Consider the following 16,052-nt stretch of genomic DNA (forward strand, 5'->3'; position numbering starts at 1 on the left):
GGATCGGCGGGAGCGGCGGGGGTGGGGGCAGCGTGGCGGCGGCGGGGGCGGTCAGCAGGACCTCGCCGGCGCCGGCGTGCTCCGACAGGGCGACGCCGGCCGGGACGTCGGCGAGCCAGACGGTGAGCGGGTGCTCGTCGACGGTGCGCACGCGCTTGGAGCGCCCCACCGCGACCTCGTGCAGGAAGCGCACCAGCCGGTGGCAGCGGTCGGCCAGCGCCGCGCGCTGCTCGGCGTCGGCGTGGGGTGCCGTCACCGGGTCATCCGCGCCGCGCGCCGCGCGCCGGCGGCGGACAGGGCGCGCCGCCCGTCGGGTGCCATCCGCCGTCCCTCCCGTTCCCTACCCTCCGCGTCGCCGCGATCGGGCCTTCGCAATGAAGCTCCGGGCTGTCTCGACTACGGGTCCGCCACGGAGCTCCGGGCTGTACCGAGCTCTCCGGGGTGCCGTGGATCGAGGGTCCTGCCGGGAAGCTCCGGGCCGCCGCGATCCGACCGGAATGCCGCAACGTGCGAATCTCGACCTACGAATAATGACGGCTGTCCCCGGCGGGCGGCGGGCCGGGTGGCACGTCCGCGCGAGCCGCGCCGCGATCCGTCGGCGGCCGACCGCCGTGGATAGACCGTGGCCTCGGTGTATGCCTGTCGTTGGCCGGTCGGCGCTCGAGGCAACCCCCTCGGCGTGCCGCCGCCGGCCGCCGCGGGCGGATGCGACAACATACACATCCGTGAGGTCACGGTTCTATGCTGATTTGCACATTCACTCCCGGTACTCACGGGCCTGCAGCCGGGACTGCGACCTGGAGCATCTGGCCTGGTGGGCGGCGCGCAAGGGCATCGCCGTCGTCGGCACCGGAGACTTCACCCACCCCGCGTGGTCCCAGGAGCTCGCCGAGAAGCTTGTTCCGGCCGAGCCCGGCCTGTTCCGGCTGCGACCCGACCTGGAACGGGAGGTGCTGCGCACGCTGCCGGCATCCTGCCGGACGGTGACCCGCTTCATGATCTCCAGCGAGATCTCCACGATCTACAAGCGGGGCGAGCGGACCCGCAAGGTCCATCACCTGCTCTACGCGCCGACCCGGCAGGCCGCCGGGACCATCACCGCGGCGCTCGCCCGCATCGGCAACCTGGCCGCGGACGGGCGGCCCATCCTCGGCCTGGACTCCCGCGACCTGCTGGAGATCACCCTGGCCGGCGGACCGGGCTGTTACCTCGTGCCGGCGCACGTGTGGACCCCGTGGTTCGCCGTCCTGGGGTCAAAGTCCGGTTTCGACGCCGTCGAGGACTGCTACGCCGACCTCGCCGACGAGATCTTCGCCCTGGAGACGGGGCTGTCCGCCGACCCCGAGATGTTCTGGCGGATCTCCGGCCTCGACCGCTACCGCCTGGTGAGTAACTCCGACGCCCACTCGCCGCCCATGCTCGGCCGCGAGGCGACGGCGTTCACCTGCGAGCTGGACTACTTCGCCATCGAGGCGGCGTTGCGCGGCGGGGACGGGTTCGCCGGGACGGTCGAGTTCTTCCCCGAGGAGGGCAAGTACCACCTCGACGGGCACCGCAAGTGCGGGGTGTGCCTGACCCCGGAGCAGACCCGCCAGGTCGGCGGCCGCTGCCCGACCTGCGGTGGCCTGCTCACCGTGGGGGTGCTCAACCGGGTCGAGGCGCTGGCCGACCGGGGGGCCGGCGTGCGTCCCGCGACGGCCGCGGAGGTCACCTCGCTGGTGCCGCTGCCGGAGGTCGTCGGGGAGATCCTTGGGGTGGGGCCGAAGAGCAAGGCCGTCGCGAGCCAGGTCACCTCGCTGGTGTCCCGGCTCGGCCCGGAGCTCGGCATCCTCGGTGACGTCCCGGTGTCGGCGATCGCCGAGGTGGGCTCGGCCGAACTGGTCGAGGCGATCTCCCGGCTGCGCCGCGGCGAGGTGATCCGCCAGGCCGGCTTCGACGGCGAGTACGGCGTCATCCGGCTGTTCGAGCCGCGTGAGCTCGCCGGGGACGGCGGCACCCTGTTCGACCTCGCCCCCGCCGCCCCCGCCGCCCCCGCCGCCCCGGCCCGGCCGGACGCGGACGGGCGCGGCGGCCGGATCTCGCGGCAGGCGGGACGCGGCCATCGGGCCCACCACAGCGCGCTCGCCGCCGAGTCGGCCGCGGCGACCGGCGCGGACGTCGCCGACGACGGCCCGACGCTCGACGAGGCGCTCGCCGCGGTGGGGGAGAAATCGCCTGCTGACCGGGCCGTCGTCGCGGGGGCGGCTCCGGTCGAGCCGGTGGATTCCGCGGAACCGGCGGGTGCGGCCGAGTCGGCGGGTCCGGTCGCGGGTGCGGAGCCGTCCGTGCTCGATGGACTGGACCCGGACCAGCGGCGGGCGGCGGCGCATCCGGCCGGCCCGTTGCTCGTCCTCGCTGGCCCCGGAACCGGCAAGACCCGCACGCTGGTGCACGCGATCGCCCACCGGGTGGCCGAGCGCGACGTGCCCGCCGAGCAGTGCCTGGCGGTGACGTTCACCCGGCGGGCGGCGGGGGAGCTCGTCGAACGGCTCGACGCCATGCTGGGCGAACGGGCCCGCCGGGTGCTCGCGACGACGTTCCACGGCCTGGGGCTGACGATCGTCCGCGAGCAGCACGAGCGGCTGGCGCGTGGCGCGCAGGTCCAGGTCGCCGACGACGCCGTGCGGGCGGAGCTGCTCGACGCCGCGCTGCACGGCGAGGGCGACTCCCGCGCCCGGCGTCGGGTGTCGGCCGGCATCGCCGAGCTCAAGCGGCTGCGCGCGCTCGGTCAGGCTCAGCGCGACCACGACCTGGTCGGCGTCCTCGCCCGCTACGACGCGGAGCTGCGGGAACGGGACATGGTCGACCTCGATGACCTGATCGTGCTGCCGCTGACCCTGCTGCGCTCCGCGCCGGAGCTGGTCGAGCACTACCGGGACCGCTGGCGCCACGTCTGGGTCGACGAGTACCAGGACACCGACGAGCTCCAGTACCGGCTGCTGGGGCTGCTGTGCCCGCCGGCGGCGAACCTGTGCGTGATCGGTGACCCGGACCAGGCGATCTACAGCTTCCGCGGCGCCGACGTCGGCTTCTTCCTGCGGTTCGAGCAGGACTACCCGGGGGCGCGCACGGTCGCGCTCACCCGCGGTTACCGGTCGACCCGCACGATCGTGCGGGCGGCCCTCGACGTGATCGCTCCGGCCAGCCTGGTGCCGGGCCGGGTGCTGACCGCGGTGCGAGGTGCCGAGGGGGACGGCCCGGTGCTGCTGCGGCGCTACCACAGCGAGGCCGAGGAGGCCATCGCGGTCGTCGACACCATCGACGCGGCGCTCGGCGGGACCTCCTTCCATGCGCTCGACGCCGGGGTCGACGGGTCGGTGGAGGCGGGCCTGTCGTTCGCGGACATCGCGGTGCTCTACCGGACGGCCCGCCAGGCGGAACCGATCATGGAGGCGTTGGCGAAGCGGGGATTTCCCTTCCAGCGCCGCTCCCACCTGCCGCTGGCCGACACCCCGGCCGTCGCCGCCCTGCTGGCGTTGTTGCGCGCGGCGTCCGGCGCCCGCACGGGCGGGCCCGCGCCGGTCTCGGCGGCAGGCGTGGTTGGTGCGGCGGGTGCGGCGGGTGCGGTGGGCGGGCGAGCGGTGTCCGGGCTGCTGCGCGACGCGGCGGCGCAGGCGGTCGGCCTGGCGGCCGCGCTCGGCACCGAGCTGGGCGCGCCGCTGCCGGCGGGGTTCGCGGGCTTCCCCGGCGGGCGGGTCCCGACCGAGGCCGAGCTGCGGCTCGCCGTGGAGCTGCTCTCACCCGCCGCGGCCGCCGCCGGGACCGACCTGGACGGCTTCCTCACGTCGGTCACGATGGCCAGCGAGGTCGACGGGCTCGACCCGCGGGCGGACCGCGTCAGCCTGCTCACCCTGCACGCGAGCAAGGGCCTGGAGTTCGGTCTGGTCTTCATCGTCGGCTGCGAGGACGGGCTGCTGCCAATGCGCTTCGGGCCCGCCGGCCGCGCATCCGCGGCCGCCGACGAGGCGACGCCGGGCGGGGAGGCCGACCCGGCCGCGGCGGCGCTGCTCGCCGAGGCCGAGGAGCGGCGGCTGTTCTTCGTGGGTGTCACCCGGGCGCGCCACCGGCTGATCCTGACCTCCGCGGCGCGCCGCCGCGCCGGCGCGGACGCCGAGACCCGGCCCTCGCCGTTCCTCGCCGACATCGGCCCGGCGCTGCTGTCGACGGGTGAGGCCGCGAGCGCGCGGCGGCGGGCCCGCCGGCCGTCGGCGGGCCAGCAGCTCAGGCTCGTCTGAGCGCCCGCGAAAGACCTCAGCGCTTGCGCAGCACCATCGCGAGGTTCCAGGTGACGATCTCGCGGGCGCCGGGCACCTTCAGGATCACCTTCGCCCAGTCCGGCAGGTAGCGCGGCATCGCGTCGAGGATCTCGACGTCGGCACGGTGCCGCGCCCAGGACAGGGTGTCGGCGACCGACACCGGGAACAGCGTCCGGCCGTAGATGTTCTTCGGCGCCTGACCCTTGCGGCGCTCGAAGCGGGCCGCCGCCCGGTCACCGCCGAGGTAGTGCCACGGCGCGGTCTCGTGGCCGCCCCAGGGCGACAGCCAGTTGGTGTAGCTGAGGAAGATCAGCCCACCGGGGCGGGTGACCCGGACCAGCTCCGAGCACATCCGCCACGGGTCGGGGACGTGCTCCAGCACGTTGGACGTGTAGCACAGGTCGACGCTGCCGGACAGGAACGGCAGGTCCAACGCACTGCCCCGGACGCGGCCGGGGACCTCGATGCCCCCGGCCTCCATCTCCGAGACGTCCGGCTCGACCCAGACGTAGCGGGCGCCGGCGTCGAGGAACGCCGAGCGGAAGTAGCCCGGACCGCCGCCGACGTCCAGCACGAGCTGGCCCGTCAGCGAGGTGTACCGCATGAGCTGGCGGACGGAGTCCGCGGCGATCAGCGAGTAGAACCCCGCCGGGTCGACGGGCTCCTTGCGGTGCGCGAGGAAGAGGGTCTTCGACCGGCCGAGGCCCCAGCCGGAGTACGGCAGCGTGCGCACGAGGGGTGCCTCGCCGTCCGGGGTGCCTGCGGGGCTGGTCGTGGGTGCCCGGGGGGCCGGCGTCGCCTGGGGGGCCGGTGCCGCCTGGGGGGCCGGTGCCGCCGGGGGGGTCGCGGGCCGCGCCGCGCCCGGCGAGGAGGGCCCCGCTGTCGCCGTCGTGGGCTCGGCGGAGGTCGCCGCGGATGCCGCCGTGTCAGACATGGCGGGGACGATAACACTCCCGCCGTCGGGGCCCGCCGGCCCCGGGCGGGGGTCGTCGGTGCCCTGCCCGGCGGGTCTGCCGGGCCTGGCGGGAGCGGAGGGGACCCCGCGCGGCCGGCCCGGTTGGGCCAGGCAGTGGGTGAGGCCGTCGGGGAGGCCGAGCCCGGGGCCGGTCGGGCGGTCGGGCCGGTCGGGCGAGGCGGGTTGCGCGGTCCCCGGCCTATCGCCGCGCGGGCCTCGAGCGAAGTAGACGGAGCAACTCGCTACGTGTTTGCCCAGCTCATGCGCGATGTGTGGAATCGGCGGGTCCCGAGGTTTATCGTTTACCTGTTCAACGTTCCCTTGGTTCCGTTGGTATCTCCTCGTTCCCTGACCCCGGCGACGTGCGTTCCCGGTGAACCCAAGGATGGGTGATGGTAGTGGCGCGCCCGACTATCCAGCCGGATCCGATGAATTTCCAGAAACTCGGATCCCCGCGGCATTCTGTGCTATTCGCGATCATCGTGGCGGGTCGCATGATCGCGTCGAGCCCTCGATCGGCCAGGTAGGGGCCGGGATGTCGCAGACCTTTGAAACCCTGGGCCGACCCGTGCCACCTGCGCCGGGCGCATTCTCCCCGGCCTGGCGGCACGTACTCGACCGGCCGCTGGGTATGCGTGCGGAACTCGACCGCATGCGCCGGCAGGCGCCCTTTTACGACGCGACGGTCGACGAGATCGACGGCCGCCGGATACGGATCGGTGACCACTGGCTCACCGATTTCGCCTCCTGTAACTATCTGGGCCTCGACCTCGACCGGGAGATCATCGATGCGGTTCCGGCGTACCTGGACCTGTGGGGAACGCATCCGAGCTGGTCACGGTTGATTGCCAGCCCACGCCCGTATGACGACATCGAGCGCACGCTGGCGGAGCTGCTCGGCGCCGAGGACGCGCTGTTGCTGCCGACCATCACCCATATCCAGCTCTCGGTGCTGCCGGCGCTGGTCGGCCGGGGCGCGCTGTTCGTCGAGCTCCACGCCCACCAGACCGCCCACGACGGGGCCGCGATGGTCGCCAGCCACGGCGGGACCGTCGCACGGTTCCGCGAGGACCGGCTCGACCGGCTGGAACGGCGGCTGCGCACGGCCCCCCATCCCAGGGTGATCTGCGTCGACGGGGTACACAGCATGACGGGCAACGGGCCGCCGCTCGCCGAGCTCCTCCCGCTCGCGCGCGCCCACGACGCGCTGCTCTACGTCGACGACGCGCACGGCTTCGGCGTCGTCGGGGAGCGTGGCCCCGACGAGTCGAGCCCGTACGGCAGCCGGGGCAACGGCATCGTGCGCCATCTCGGCGCCAGCTACGACAATCTGGTGCTCGTCGGCGGGTTCTCCAAGGCGTACTCGTCGCTGCTCGCGTTCGTCGCCTGCCCGACGGAGGTGAAGGAGTACCTGAAGTCCGCCGCCGGGCCGTATATCTTCTCCGGTCCGTCGCCGGTCGCGTCGCTGGCGACGGGCCTGGTCGGGCTGCGGGTCAACGAGCAGCGCGGCGAGGCGCTGCGGGCCCGGCTGCACCGGCTGACCAGCCGGTTCCTCGACGGGCTGCGCGGGCTGGGCCTGGCCACGCTCAACACCAGCGGGTTCCCGATCGTCGAGATCCCGCTGACGGATCCGGACCACGCCGACCCGCTGGGCCGCTTCCTGTACGAGCGGGGGGTCTTCGCCTCCGTGGTGCCCTTCCCCGTCGTCCCCCGCGACCAGGTCGGAGTGCGCGTGCAGATCACCGCCGCGAACACCGACGACGAGATCGATCACCTGCTCGCCGTCCTCGCCGAGGCCGGCGCCCGCTTCCCGCTGGTGGCGGCGACCAGCGCGCTCGATCCCGGCTGAGCCGCCGGCATGCGCCCCCGACGGCCGGTCAGCCCGCGGGCGGCGCGAGGCGGGCGACGGGCCGCCGGTCGCGGTCGAGCCGGACGTCGGCGTCGCGCACCCGGGCCAGCACCGCGAGGTAGTCGGCCCGGGGAATCTCCAGCGCGCCGAGGTCGACGAGGTGGTCCGTCGCCATCTGGACGTCCATCAGCACGCCCCCGGCGGCGGCGAAGCGCGCGTCGAAGTCGGCGAGGGCGACCTTCGAGGCGTCGGTGCGGACGTGGAACATCGACTCGCCGGCGAACACGCCGCCGACCCCGACCCCGTAGACGCCGCCGACGAGCTCGTCGCCGTCCCAGACCTCCAGGCTGTGCGCCCACCCCAGGGCGTGCAGCCGCGCGTAGCCGTCGATCAGCTCGTCGGTGATCCAGCCGGACGTGCCGTCGCGCTGGCAGCCCCGGACCACCTCGACGAAGGACTCGTCGACGGTCGTCGTCCACCCGCAGTTGCGCAGCCGCTTGCGCAGCGACCGGTTCACCCGCACCCCGCCGGTGGGGATCACCGCCCGCGGGTCGGGGCTCCACCAGGGCAGGTCGTAGCCGCCGGGACGGTCGGGGGACAGGTGGCGCACCCGGCGCGCGGCGACGGCGGCCCGCAGCAGGCCACGCAGGCCGCCCACCCCGCCCGCTGCCGGTTCCCCGGTGTCCTCGCCCCCCGGTTCGTCCCCGGTGGGCCACGGAAACGCCCCCGCCCGGTAGGCGCCGACCAGCGTCGCCGGGTCCAGCGTGCCGCCGACCGCGACCGGTGCCTGCCCGGGGCTGCGTAGCAGCGAGAAGCCGTCCCACACGGTGGGGCCCACCGCGCGGGGCGGCGCGGTCACCGCCATGGGCTGCCCGCCGGCGTCGAGCCGGGGGCCACCGGAGTGTTCAGCACGGCACCCTCCCTCGTTGGGACGAGGCCGCCGGCGCGGCGTGCCCCGCGGTCGGCCACCGGGTCGCGGATCGCCTCCCGGCCGCTCACCTCGCGGGGCGTCGCGGGCCCTGTCGCCTCCCGCGTGGTCGCCTCCCGCGTGGCCGCCTCCCGCGTCGCGGTCTCCAGGTCGATCGTGCCAGCCGGCGCGACCTGTTGCCGGAGTTGTTCGGTAACCAGCTCGGACGGGCCGGGTTCGCCGAGGAAGTAGCCCTGGGCCAGGTCGCAGCCGACGTCGCGCAGCATCCGCATCGCCGCCGCGGTCTCCACCCCCTCGACGACGATCCGCAGGTCGAGGGCGTGCGCCAGGCTCACGGTGGACCGCACGATCGCCTCGGCCCGGCGGTCGTCCTCCACCCGCTGGATGAACGACTTGTCGAGCTTGAGCACGTTCACCGGCAGTTCGAGCAGCCGCGCCAGCGACGAGTAGCCGGTGCCGTAGTCGTCGACGGCGATGCCGATGCCGAGCGCCCGCAGCTCCCCGAGCACGGTGGCCGACCGCACCCGGTCGAGCATGAGCGTCGTCTCGGTGATCTCCAGCTCCAGCGCGGCCGGGCTCAGGCCGAAGCCGGCGAGCATCCCGCTGACCTGCTCGGGGAAGCCCCGATCGAGCAGGTCGGAAGCGGACAGGTTGACCGCGACGGCGACGTCGAGGCCGGCGGCGTGCCAGCGCCGGCACTGGTCGAGCGCGGTGTGCAGCACCTCGATCGTCAGCATCCGCATGAACCCGGCCTGCTCGGCCAGCGGGACGAACTCCTCCGGGCCGAGCAGGCCCCGGGTCGGGTGCCGCCAGCGGACGAGGGCCTCGACGGCGTCCGCCCGCCCGGAGCTGAGATCGACCTTGACCTGGTAATGCACCTCCAGTTGGCCGGTGCCGAGGGCGGCCCGCAGCGACTCGATCATGTCCAGCCGGACGAGGCTGTTCACGTCGGCGCCCGGGCGGTAGGACTCCACGCCGGTGCGGCTCGACTTCGCCGCGTACATCGCCACATCGGCGCGCTGCAGCAGGGTGTGGGCGTCCTGGGCATGGTCCGGGTAGACCGCCGCACCGATGCTCGCGCCGACGTGCAGTGTCACGCCCCCGACGTCGAAGGGATCGGCGAGCACGGTCAGCACCCGGTCGGCCACCCGGCGGGCGGCGTCGGCGTCGGCGTGTTCGAGCAGCACCGCGAACTCGTCGCCGCCGAGGCGGGCGTGCAGGTCTCCCGGGCGCAGGGCGTCGGAGATGCGGGTGCCGACCTGGGTCAGCAGCGCGTCCCCGACCTGGTGGCCGAGCGAGTCGTTGATCTCCTTGAACCGGTCGAGGTCGAGCAGCAGCAGGGCGAAGGTGTCCGGTCCGGTGGTGTGCTGCTCGGCCCGCGTCAGCCGCTCGATGAAGCCACGACGGTTGGCCAGGCCGGTCAGGTCGTCGGTGCGGGCCAGCACCCTGCTCTCCGCGAGCTGCTGGACCTCGATGAAGGTGAAGGCCGCGCGGGTCAGAGCGGACAGCACCGTCGCCGCCGCGAGCGCCACGGTGACCGCCGGCAGGTCGATCGCGGCGCCGAGCACCAGCAGGCCCAGCGCGACCGTCGCGAGCACCAGCGGCACGGCGATGACGCCCCAGCCGGACATCTTCGCCGGCGGCTGCCAGCGCGGGCGCAGCCAGGACGCCAGCGCCGGCATGAGCACCGAGAGCAGCCACAGGCTGGACAGCACGCCGTTCGACGGCTTGCCACCGGCGGTGACGATCACGAGCAGCAGCGAGTCGGCCAGGGCGAAGCTCATCAGCCCGGCGCCCAGCAGCCACCACACCCGGCCCGGACGCCAGCCGAGCAGCCCGAACACGGTGACGACGAGCAGGATCAGCAGCAGGTCCGCCAGCGGGTAGATGACGTTGACGGTCATCGTCCACGCGCTGTACTCGGGGTTGGCCCGTGCCATCGCCACCCCGATGCCGCTGGTCAGCGCGGCCACGCCGAGCAGCCCGACGAACGCGTCCAGCCAGATGCTGCGGTGCAGCCGGACCAGCCGCCGGCGCAGCAGCAGGATCACGGCGACGTAGCAGGCCGGGTAGAACAGCAGCCAGGCGAGATCCGCCAGCGACGGCTGGATGTCCCCGCCCTGGCTGTCCACGGTGACGTTGTGGTAGATGGTCCCGCAGCCGTAGCTGATCAACCCGACGCCGAGCAGCGCCCACGGCGCGCGCTCACCGCGGACGAGGACGGCCCGGGACACGCAGATCAGGCCGGAGCCGATGGCGACGCCGTAGCTCAGCGACCGGGCCTCGTCGCCGAAGCGCGGCATGTCCACGAACGAGGCGACGGACAGGGCGAGCGTGGCGAGGATGAGCAGCAGCTGGGCGAGCCGCACCAGGCGAAAACGGCGCGGGGGAGGTGGCGATGTGGTCAACCGGTCATCCCCCCGCCGGATGCTTCGCGCGGGCCCGCGAGCCGGGCCCCCGGTTGCGGCCCGGCGCGGTCGGCGTGCGCGAGCCGGCAGACCGCCCGCTCCGGCGCGCCGTCCGCCGGGCCGCCCGCCGGGCGCGGACCGGACCGCGTGGCCGACCCCGCCGGCCCGGGCTCCGCCCCGGAGCTCGCGTGCTGGTCACCGGACGTGACCGTCGGCGCGGCGGACGAGGCGATGCCACGACCTTCACGCAAAAGGGTACGGATACCCCGGAGGCCCCGCCACCCGGGCCTCCAGCGGCCGCCCTGGCGGCTACCGGACGGAACATGCCTGGATTGTCGTCCATCCAGGTTTCCCGGCATTACGGGTGGAAGTCCGTCGCGGGATGCCTGTGGTGATGTTGGGTCTGGTGGGCGTGCGCGGCGGGGATGCCGTTTCAAATGCGACTCTCCGCGTACGGATGTGGTGGCTGCCGTCACCCGTGGGAGCTTGTCCGTCGCGGGTTCCGGTCGCCTTGAGGGAGAAACGACAGTCCGTCTCCGCGCCGGCGGGGGCGGGGAAGGAGCACCCATGCAGATCGGTCTGTCGCTGCCCGACTTCACCTCGCCGCAGGGCCCGGAGCGGCTCGGGGAGGAGTTGGCGGACGTCGCCCGGACCGCCGACGCGGCCGGCTTCGATCACCTGTCGGTCATGGACCACTTCTTCCAGATCCCGATGGTCGGCCCGGCCGAGAACGAGATGCTGGAGGCTTACACCACCCTGGGCTTTCTCGCCGCCCACACCCGGCGGGTGAAGCTGCTCACGCTGGTCACCGGGACCGTCTACCGTGCCCCGGGCGCCCTCGCCAAGATCATTAGTACGCTCGACGTCCTCTCGGGCGGTCGGGCCTGGCTCGGCATCGGGGCGGCCTGGTACGAGGCGGAGGCGGCGGGCCTCGGCCTGCCGTTCCCGCCGCTCGCCGAACGGTTCGAACGCCTGGCGGAGACCCTCGAGGTCTGCCTGCGGATGTGGAGCGACGACGAGAGCCCCTATTCCGGCCGGCATTACCAGCTGGCCCGGCCGCTCAACTCGCCGCAGGTGCTTACCCGGCCGCATCCGCCCATTCTGATCGGCGGCGGCGGAGAACGAAAGACGCTGCGGCTGGTGGCCCGCTACGCCCAGGCATGCAATCTTTTTCCCGGGCCGGAGCTACCGCGCAAGCTCGACGTCCTACGGGCGCACTGCGAGGCGGTGGGGCGGGACTACGACGACATCCTCAAGACCACGACCTATTCCTTTGACGTCGGACCTGACGGGGATCGGGTCGAAAGGATTCTCGACGACCTGGGTCGGCTGGCCGAACTCGGCGTCCAGGCGGTGCTCGGCGGCGTGCGGGACGTGTGGCGGCTCGAACCGTTGCACATCCTCGGCGAGCGGGTGATCCCGCTGGCGGCGGAGCTCGGCACCGCGCCCTGAGGCGGCCCGCGGGTGGGGCCGGCGTGGAACGGCCGGTTCCGGGTGGGCCGGTCTTGGCCCTGCCCACCCGGAACCGGCCTGGGTGCCGGTCTTCGAGGGGGCCATTCGTGGCCGACCGGCACCCGGAGTGCGGCACCACGGCCGGGGACCTCCCGTCTACCCGAGCGGAGCCGCGTGACCTCGAGTCCATCGCGCCCCGCGCTGCCTGACCAGGTCACCCGGGAGGTGATCGTCCGGGCAGGCCGGTGACCGGACAGACTGACGACCGGACAGAAAAGGGACATCGAGGATGCGTCGGTTCCGGTTCCGGTAATTCTGCCCGTTCGTCTCATCCCACTGACTATCCTGATCTCGGCGTGAGAGCGGTGGCGAGGGAACGGAGTCGACGTGTCGGTCGATAGGCATCCGGGCTGGACGCCGAACATTCTCCGGCGTTTTCGTGAGGCGCACGGCCTGACGCAGGACGGTCTCGCCGAGCGGCTGCGCGGGCTGCCGGGAAAAAGCGGTTTCACCCCGCCGGCGGCGACCGCGGAAATGATTCGTCGTCATGAGCTCGGCAAGGTTTTTCCCGGGGTCGCCTATCGGCGTGCCTACTGTCAGTTGTTCGGAGTCAAGGAGCCCGAGCTGGGGTTCCGGCCACCGCTGCCGGGGGAGTCCGTCGACGGTCGGGACGCCGGCGGGTCCGGGCCGGCGCCGGCGGACGTGGACCTCGGCGTGGGCGTGGACCTCGACGTGGACCTCGGCGTGGGCGTGGACCTCGGCGTGGACCTCGACGTGGACGTGGCATGGTCGGGCCTCGCGGCCACGGGCGGGGAGCCGCCCACGGGCGGGGGTCCGCCACCCGGTTCGGGCGCCTGGACCCGGCGCAGCAGCGAGCTGCTTGCCGCCTACCTGGCCGCCGCGGTGCGGGGCGCGGCGTCCGCGCGACCGGCGTCGGCGGGGTCGACCTCCGCCGCGTCCGTGTCGCCGGCGGCGCCGGGAGGTCGGGTCGCGATGCCCGGCACGTCGATCGGGGTGCCGGGGGCCCGGGGCGCCGGGGCGGCGCGGGCGCGGCCGGTCCCCGCGCCCGCTTCCGTGCCGGCGACCCGGCCGGCGGAGACGGACGACTGGGACGGCGTCCGGTTCGCCCATGAGTGGCTGCTGCTGGAGCCGCCGCAGGTCGCGGAGCTCGCCGCCGGGCGGCATGTCGGCGCGGCCCTGGCGGAGAAAGTGGAGGGTCGGGTCGGGCAGTTCCGCCGGCTGGACGACTACGTCGGCGGGCGCGACCTCGTCGGCCTGGTCGAACGGGAGCTCATCGGCACGGTCACGATGCTGCGCGAGGCCGTCTACGACGCCCAGGTCGGCCGCCGGCTGCTGTCGTCGGTGGCCCAGCTCTGCCAGCTCGCCGGGTGGATCGCCGCGGACGCCGGTCGGCACGGGGCGGCGGTGCGGTTCCTCACCGGCGGGATCAGGGCCGCACACGCCGGCGGCGACACCGTGCTGGCCGCCAACCTGATCTCCACCCAGGCCTACCAGATGGTCAACCACGCCGACGTCCGGCAGGGGGTGCTGCTCGCGCAGACCGCCTGCGCCGGGGTCGGGCGCTCGGCGTCGGCGACCACCCGGGCGTTGCTCGCCGACAGACTGGCCTGGGCGCACGCCCGGGCCGGGGAACTGCGGGCCTGCGAGCAGACGCTCGCCGTCGTCGAGCGGCTCTACGACCGCAGCGATCCGGCCGCCGATCCCGAATGGGTCTACTGGCTGGACACCCGCGAGATCGACGTGATGGCCGGTCGGTGCTGGACCGAGCTGCGCCGTCCCGACCGGGCCGAGGCTCGGCTGCGGCACGGCCTGGCCGGCTACGATCCGCTGCGCGCCCGCGAGATCTCGCTGTACGAGACGTGGTTCGCCGAGGTCCACCTGCAGCAGGGCGACGTCGAGCGGGCCTGCGAGCGGGCCATCCGCGCCGCGCGGCTCGACGCCCGGGTGAACTCCGCGCGCACGGCCGAACGGCTGCGCATGCTGGCCCGCCGGCTCGGTGGGTACCGCTCCGTGCAGGCGGTCCGCGAGTTCACCGAGGTCTACCGGACGCTGCGAGAGACGGTCCCCGGCGGCGGTCGGCCGCGTCCGGAACCGGGGGCGGCGCCGCGGCCCGGGCCGCCCGCCGCGGCCCGTTCCGGCGCGACCGGCTCGGCGGCATCCACCGGTCAGGGGACTCCGGCCGTGGCGAGAGCGGCGGGCAGCCCGGTTCCGGCCGGCCCGGTGACGGTCTGATCGCAAGGGCGTTCGGTTACGCCGTGTTCGCGGGTGCGATGTTGGGGGGATCGCGCAGTTGACGACGCGAGGGCTGACGCGTAGCCGCCGGTCGGGCATCAGCGTGGCGAGCGCGGGACCGGGCCACGCATCCGGCCCCGACCCCGGCGATCATGATGTTCCGTGGAACCGCGCCGCGTGTCCGGGTCCGGCCTGGCCTCGACCCCGGCGGTCATGGTGTTCCCTAAATCGGTACTGGCCCAGGCTGGTTCTCGTCCAGGGCCAATGCCGTTGGGTGGGGGCCGGTCAGCGGGGTTGTGGAGAACCCGGTCCGGACACAGCCAGCCCCGCCATCCCTTGACAGGCCGTTGCGTCCGCCAACCGAACGGCATGGAGGCTAGACGGGCGGCGACAGGGCTGCGGCCAGCCTGCGCCACTGCGCCAGGGGCGGCGTCCCGCCGGGGGTGATCAGATGGATGCCGACGTGGTCGGCGCCGGCCTGATGATGCTCTGTCAGGCGGTCGACCACGGTCGCCGGATCGCCCCAGGCCACCAGCCCGTCGACGAGCCGGTCGCTGCCGCCGGCGGCGAGGTCGTCCGCGGTGAAGCCGATCCGTAGCAGGTTGCGGGTGTAGTTCACCCGCTTGAGGTATACGGCGAGGGCGGCGCGGGCGGCGCGGCGTGCCGCCGTCGGGTCGGGTTCCAGCAGGACCATCTGGCCGGGGGCCAGCAGCGGGCCGTCGCCGAGGATCTCCCGGGCCCACCGGGTGTGCGCCGGGGTGACCAGGTACGGCACGGCCCCGGCGGCGCGGTCGCGCGCGAGGCCGAGTAGGCGCGGTCCGAGGGCGGCGAGCGCCCGTTCGGCGGGCGGTACCGGCGGGACGGCCGCGTCGAGACGGTCCAGGTAGTCGACGACGGCCTGGTAGGGCCGTTCGTAGCGGCGTCCCGTCCGCGGCTCGACGGACTCCCGATGTCCGGCGCCGATGCCGAGCAGCAGTCGGTCCGGATGATCGCGGACGATCTCGGCGCGCCGGCGCGCGACGAGCTCGGCCGGCTCGGTCCAGACGTTGACGATGCCGGTCGCCGCCGTGATCCGCGAGGTCGCGGCGAGGACCTGCGCCGGCAGGTCGAGGTCGCCGCCGGCATTGCCGAACCAGATCGCCCCGAACCCCAGTTCCTCCAGCCCGACCGCGATCGCCGCCCGCTCGCTCGCCTCGGCCGGCCACTGCGGCTGGACCGTCCAGACGCCGAACCGGCCGGTCCGCACCGTCATCGCTGCGCCTCCCGGTGCCGTCAGCCCGTCACGCGCGGGCCGTGGCATCCGGTCTACTCTCCGTGACCGCTCGGGGGTGTCTCCGCGCCTCCCGGCGCGCCGGTGTCGTCCGGGTCGGCACCTTCCTCGGCCGGCCGTCAGCGGGCGCTCGCCGCGGCGAGGCGCCGGTACAGGGCCAGGTGGGCGTGGGCGGCGGCGGCCCAGCTGCAGCCGGCGGCCAGCCCGAACCCCTCCTTCGTCGAAGGGAACGCGGACACCTTCGCCTGCGCGACGGTGGCGCGCGGAGATGTCCGGGTTCACGGCCGGTCCCCCGTGGAACGGGTAGGCCGGGAGCACACCAAGGTGGCGGTGCGCATCGCCCCGGCAAACGCGCTCGCGCGCATCGCGCATCGCGCATCCGACCGTAATGCGACACGCCCATCTGTGGAAACGTGAGGGTCGCCGCGGCTCGAACCGGCTTACCGCGGGCCGGGTTGGTCCGCGACCCACTGACCGAGGACGGCGAGCTGCTTCTGCCACGACCCCGTCGGCGCCGCCCGCTCGCGCCGCCGCCTGCTGTCCTGGGCCGCCGACGAACGCGCCCTCATCATCACAGCCCACGGCCCCGCCGGCCGCGCCTTCGAGGTCGCCCGCCGCGGCCACGCCTTCACGATCCTGCGC

General features: G+C 74.2%; 8 protein-coding genes and 1 pseudogene. 4 read left to right on the plus strand and 5 right to left on the minus strand.

Annotated features, from left to right (window positions below; all coding sequences use genetic code 11):
• A pseudogene (locus FRAQA3DRAFT_RS36360) lies at nucleotides 1-256 on the minus strand (hypothetical protein); the annotation flags it as partial.
• A gap of 469 nt (nucleotides 257-725) precedes the next feature.
• Between FRAQA3DRAFT_RS36360 and FRAQA3DRAFT_RS26770 the strand changes: the two are divergent.
• Nucleotides 726-4,274 (plus strand): UvrD-helicase domain-containing protein, encoded by a 3,549-nt coding sequence (locus FRAQA3DRAFT_RS26770; RefSeq protein WP_009742182.1) that lies wholly within the window; start codon nucleotides 726-728, stop codon nucleotides 4,272-4,274.
• Nucleotides 4,275-4,290: 16 nt separating this feature from the next.
• On the opposite strand, the gene FRAQA3DRAFT_RS26775 is transcribed toward FRAQA3DRAFT_RS26770, so the two are convergent.
• The gene (locus FRAQA3DRAFT_RS26775; RefSeq protein ID WP_009742183.1) at nucleotides 4,291-5,028 is read right to left on the minus strand and encodes a class I SAM-dependent methyltransferase; all 738 of its coding nucleotides are present in this window, start codon (nucleotides 5,026-5,028) and stop codon (nucleotides 4,291-4,293) included.
• 757 nt (nucleotides 5,029-5,785) lie between these two features.
• Between FRAQA3DRAFT_RS26775 and FRAQA3DRAFT_RS26780 the strand changes: the two genes are divergently transcribed.
• Entirely contained in the window at nucleotides 5,786-7,099 is a 1,314-nt protein-coding gene (locus tag FRAQA3DRAFT_RS26780; protein WP_009742184.1) for a pyridoxal phosphate-dependent aminotransferase family protein, read from the plus strand.
• Nucleotides 7,100-7,127: 28 nt separating this feature from the next.
• Here FRAQA3DRAFT_RS26780 and aat read toward each other — a convergent pair whose 3' ends face one another.
• Complete coding sequence (gene aat, locus FRAQA3DRAFT_RS26785; RefSeq protein WP_009742185.1) at nucleotides 7,128-7,964, minus strand: leucyl/phenylalanyl-tRNA--protein transferase; 837 nt, start codon at nucleotides 7,962-7,964, stop codon at nucleotides 7,128-7,130.
• Nucleotides 7,955-10,435 (minus strand): bifunctional diguanylate cyclase/phosphodiesterase, encoded by a 2,481-nt coding sequence (locus FRAQA3DRAFT_RS26790; RefSeq protein WP_035921571.1) that lies wholly within the window; start codon nucleotides 10,433-10,435, stop codon nucleotides 7,955-7,957. The genes aat and FRAQA3DRAFT_RS26790 overlap by 10 nt, the downstream gene beginning before the upstream one ends.
• A 567-nt stretch (nucleotides 10,436-11,002) precedes the next feature.
• Here FRAQA3DRAFT_RS26790 and FRAQA3DRAFT_RS26795 point away from each other — a divergent pair.
• Nucleotides 11,003-11,887, plus strand: a complete 885-nt coding sequence (locus tag FRAQA3DRAFT_RS26795) for an LLM class F420-dependent oxidoreductase (RefSeq protein ID WP_009742187.1) — start codon at nucleotides 11,003-11,005, stop codon at nucleotides 11,885-11,887.
• 387 nt (nucleotides 11,888-12,274) lie between these two features.
• Nucleotides 12,275-14,140 carry a helix-turn-helix transcriptional regulator gene (locus FRAQA3DRAFT_RS31865; RefSeq protein WP_009742188.1) on the plus strand — a complete coding sequence of 622 codons (1,866 nt, stop codon included), beginning with the start codon at nucleotides 12,275-12,277 and terminating at the stop codon, nucleotides 14,138-14,140.
• A gap of 376 nt (nucleotides 14,141-14,516) precedes the next feature.
• Here FRAQA3DRAFT_RS31865 and FRAQA3DRAFT_RS26805 read toward each other — a convergent pair whose 3' ends face one another.
• Nucleotides 14,517-15,392, minus strand: coding sequence for a TIGR03620 family F420-dependent LLM class oxidoreductase (locus tag FRAQA3DRAFT_RS26805; RefSeq protein WP_009742189.1), 876 nt, complete (start codon nucleotides 15,390-15,392; stop codon nucleotides 14,517-14,519).
• Nucleotides 15,393-16,052 lie beyond the last annotated feature (660 nt).

Origin of the sequence: Frankia sp. QA3 (genome assembly GCF_000262465.1) — a bacterium.
Classification (GTDB): Bacteria; Actinomycetota; Actinomycetes; order Frankiales; family Frankiaceae; genus Frankia.